Source organism: Gordonia sp. (in: high G+C Gram-positive bacteria) (genome assembly GCF_020438995.1).
Lineage (GTDB): Bacteria > Actinomycetota > Actinomycetes > Mycobacteriales > Mycobacteriaceae > Gordonia.
In genome coordinates, this window is record NZ_JAGQTN010000036.1 from 1 (window position 1) to 4305 (window position 4305).

Below are 4305 nucleotides of genomic sequence, written 5' to 3' on the forward strand. Positions count from 1 at the left end.
ACTTCATCCGTTCCCACCGGATCGACTACGTGGACGCGGTGCCCGCACTACAGGCCGAGTATGTGCGTGCGGGTCTGGTGAATCCTACTGGTGGTGAACATGTTCCGCGATGGCTCTCAACGGGCGGTGAGGCGTTTTCGCCCGCGTTGTGGACCGAACTGCACGCCAATCCCTCGGTCACCGTGTTCAACCTGTACGGCCCCACCGAAACCACCGTCGAGATCACCTTCGCCACCGTCACCGAGACACCCGAACCATCGATCGGAGTGCCGTCGCGCGGTGCCGACCTGCACGTGCTCGACCGACATCTGCAGCCCGTCGCGGCCGGAGATGAGGGCGAGCTGTACATCGGCAGCCGGCAAATGGCGCGCGCCTACCATCGACGCCCCGACCTGACCGCGCAGCGATTCATCGCGAGCCCGTTCATCGCGGGTGAACGTCTTTACCGCACCGGCGATCTCGTGCGCTGGAATAGCTACGGCCAACTCGACTACCTCGGCCGCGCCGACGACCAGGTGAAGGTCCGCGGCTACCGCGTCGAACTCGGCGAGGTGGAGTCCGCCGTCATCGCCGCCGCCCGCACGCTCGACATTCCGGTGGGTGCGGTGGTCGCCGACGTCCGGGCGTCCGCAGGCTCACCGGCGCGGCTTGTCGCCTACCTGACCGGAACCGACACCACGGACTTCTCGGCACTGCGCGGGGAGATCGCGCGCGTCGCACCGTCGTACATCGTCCCGTCGGCATTCGTACCGATCAACGCGGTCCCGCTGAGCCCGGCGGGCAAGACCGATCGTCGGGCCTTACCCGATCCGTGGCACGGTCAACCCGTTGCCGCGCAACCGGTGTCGGGGGATTCGCCGGTCGCGATCCTCTGCGGTCTGATCGCCGACATCCTCGAATTGCCCACGGTCGATCCCGGCGAGGACTTCTTCACCCTCGGTGGTGACAGCATCATCTCCATCCAGTTGACCTCGCGGGCAAGAGAATTCGGCATCGTTGTGACCCCGCGCCAGGTGTTCGAGCTGCGGACCGCGCAGGCGTTGGCCGACGCATCCGCGGATTCGGCCACACCGGCCGTCACCGTCGACCCGGCACAGGCCGTAGGAGATATCCCGTTCACACCGTTGATGCACCGGGTGCTCCGCAACGGCGGCCCGCTCGACACGTTCGCACAGGTCCGCGCGTACCGGATCCCGCCCGGGACGACGCCGGACCAGTTGGCCGGTACCCTCGACGCGGTGCGCAGGGCGCACCCGATGCTGCGTGCCCGTCTCACCGACGACGGACTCGTGGTCGATTCAGCACCTATCGATGGCGCCGACGGCACCGTCGAGGAGATCCACACGCCTACGGGCGTCGATGCCGCGGCGGCGCAGACGTGGGCCGAGCGGCGCATCACCGAGGCAGCACACCACCTGCACCCGCGCGCCGGGCTCATGAGTCGAGCTCTGCTTGTCCGCGAAGTCCCGGCCGGGGCCGGAGTAACCGACGCGTTCGTCCTGATCGTGCATCACCTGGTCGTCGACGGGGTGTCCTGGCGCATCCTCGGCGAGGATCTGCGCAGCGCTTTCGACGCCGTGTCCCGCGCCGGGGCACCCCGGCTTCCCGCGCCCACCTCCTCGTTCCGCGAATGGTCGCGCGGGCTGGCCTCCCGAGCCGACGATGCCGACATCGCCGCAGGTGCCGGTCTATGGGAACATCCCCCGGCCGTTCCCGGCCCCGGCGACATCGCGGTCGCGGGCCGCCCGTTGGACGCGGCCATCGATGTGGCGTCGGCCGTCGAACGGTTCGAGGTCGAGCTGCCCGCGCGAGAAGCCATCACCGATGTCCCCGACCTGTATCGCACCGGACCCACCGAAGTGCTGCTTGCCACGCTCGCGCTGGCGATCGCACGGGTGTACTCCGGCGAGCGGTCCGGTCCGCGGCGACTGTTCGTCGACCTCGAAGGGCACGGCCGCGACGAGACCCTCATCGACGACGTCGACCTGTCGCGCACCGTCGGCTGGTTCACCGCCTTCTGGCCCGTATCGATCGAAGTCCCCATGACCGATCACACGGCACCGACCCGATCGGCCGACACCGTCATCAAACAGGTGAAGGAACGACTGGCCGCGCCAAAGTTCGGAGGCCTCGAATACGGTCTGCTGACCGAACTCTCACCCGCCGCGCAGCCACAGCGGCCCAGCGGTGTGCTGTTCAACTACCTCGGCAGGCTCACCACCGGCGAAGGCACCGGACCGTTCTCCGCGGTGTGGCCCGGCAAGCCGATCATCGTGGTCCGCGACGACGCCATGCCCGTGTCCCATCCGCTGGAGATCAACGCCGTCGCCGTGGCCGTCGATGACGAACTTCGGCTGCGCGCCGAGATCTCCTACGTACGCACGCTCATCACCCGGGAGCAGGCGCGGCGGATCGTCGACGAATGGTCGGCGATCCTCGCTGCGCTGGCCGCCCCCGACACATTCGGCGAACTCGGCGGGATCACCCCGTCCGATTCACTGATCGATGACCTCACCCAAGACGAAATCGACGAATTCGCAGATGAATTCGCCTGAGAACCCCACCACTGCGCCGAAAGAGTCACCAGATCATGGCATTGCTTTTCACCGTTGACACCGTCGAGGATCTCTCGCCGCACATGCGCCGGTTCACCTTCTCCGGCGATGCCGTCGGCGCGTATATCGCCACCGGCCAGTTTCCCAATATCAAGATCTTCCTGCCGCACCCCGACGGCACCTACGACGTCCCCGAACTCGACGACCCGACGTCCGGCACCGAAACCGTCCTGCGGTCCCGCCCCGAACTGCACGCCCGCGTCCGCACCTACACGGTGCGCCGGTACGACCGCGAAAAGAACACCCTCAGTATCGATTTCGTGCTGCACGGCGACGAGGGCATCGCGTCGGCCTGGGCGATGCGGGCACGGCCCGGCACCACCCTGGGCATCGCGGGTGGAGGTGGACGGCATATCGGGCAGGGCGATCACTACCTGATCGCGGGCGACGAAACGGGCCTGCCCGGTATCGGTGACATCCTCGATAATCTACCCGCCGACGCTACCGGCACCGCCTACATCGAAGTCGCTGGCGACTCCGGGCGCATCGACCTCACCAAGCCCGAAGGCATTGAGGTGGTGTGGCTGTCCCGCGACGGTGCCCCCGGTGGCACCACCACTCTGCTCGTCGACGCGGTGAAATCCCATGAGCTCAAACCGAATACGTTCGCCTGGGCGTCGGCCGAGTCCGCCCAGGTGATCGCCATCCGCAAAAACTTGCGGGCCCGCGGCGTGGACCGCAAGTCCATGCTGGTGATCGGCTACTGGCGACGTGGCCTGTCGGAGAACGGCTACGCCAAGGCCGCCAACCACGACCGCGACCTCAAAGAATACGACGACCACGAACACGACCATGATCACGGCGTGGGCGCCGCCATGCGCGAAGGCGCCGCCCACCTCGCCGGACGCCTCCGCCGCCGACGCCGCACGTAGACCGTTGGGAGCCATGCGTCACCGGACCCTTCGAGACGCTGTCGGCTCGCAAGCTCGCGCGACAGCCCTCAGGGATCAAGAAGCCTACCGCAGCCGACGCGACGAAGATGCAAGACACCTTCTTGATCCCTGAGGCCGAAGCGACGTAGGAGCGAGGGTCACGAAGGGTCCGGTGACCTTTCGACACCTCGCCCGGCCACCTCTAACTGCGCAGACCCGGAAGGCTCACTCCCATTCGATGGTGCCCGGCGGCTTGCTGGTGACGTCGAGGACGACGCGGTTGACGTCGGGGACCTCGTTGGTGATGCGGGTGGAGATGGCTTCCAGGACGTCGTACGGGACGCGGGTCCAGTCGGCGGTCATCGCGTCCTCGCTGGAGACCGGGCGCAGCACGATCGGGTGGCCGTAGGTGCGGCCGTCGCCCTGCACGCCGACACTGCGGACGTCGGCGAGGAGCACGACCGGACACTGCCAGATCTGGGCGTCCAGGCCGGCGCGGGTGAGTTCCTCACGGGCGATGGCGTCGGCGCGGCGCAGGATGGCCAGCCGCTCACCGGTGACCTCGCCGACGATGCGGATCGCCAAACCAGGACCCGGAAATGGTTGGCGCGCAACGATTTCCTCGGGCAGGCCGAGTTCGCGGCCGACGGCGCGCACCTCGTCCTTGAACAGCAGACGCAGCGGTTCGACAAGGGAGAATTCGAGGTCGTCGGGCAGTCCGCCGACGTTGTGGTGGCTCTTGATGTTGGCGGTGCCGCTGCCGCCGCCGGATTCGACGACGTCCGGATACAGGGTCCCCTGGACGAGGAAGTCGACCT

The 4305-nt window shown here is 67.5% G+C and carries 2 protein-coding genes and 1 pseudogene; 2 read left to right on the top strand and 1 reads right to left on the bottom strand.

Annotated features, from left to right (window positions below):
* Window positions 1-2555 (top strand): condensation domain-containing protein (locus tag KDB67_RS02700; RefSeq protein ID WP_291012106.1); only part of this gene is annotated, 2555 nt, incomplete at its 5' end.
* Between the two features lie 35 nt (window positions 2556-2590).
* Window positions 2591-3487 (top strand): siderophore-interacting protein, encoded by an 897-nt coding sequence (locus tag KDB67_RS02705; RefSeq protein ID WP_291012107.1) that lies wholly within the window; start codon window positions 2591-2593, stop codon window positions 3485-3487.
* Window positions 3488-3712: 225 nt separating this feature from the next.
* On the opposite strand, the pseudogene KDB67_RS02710 reads toward KDB67_RS02705, so the two are convergent.
* Window positions 3713-4305, bottom strand: a pseudogene (locus KDB67_RS02710) (GMP synthase (glutamine-hydrolyzing)); the annotation flags it as partial.

Bases quoted from the DNA above. Each gene is read 5' to 3' on its own strand.
- KDB67_RS02705 (WP_291012107.1), top strand. From the start codon at position 2,591: ATGGCATTGCTTTTCACCGTTGACACCGTCGAGGATCTCTCGCCGCAC.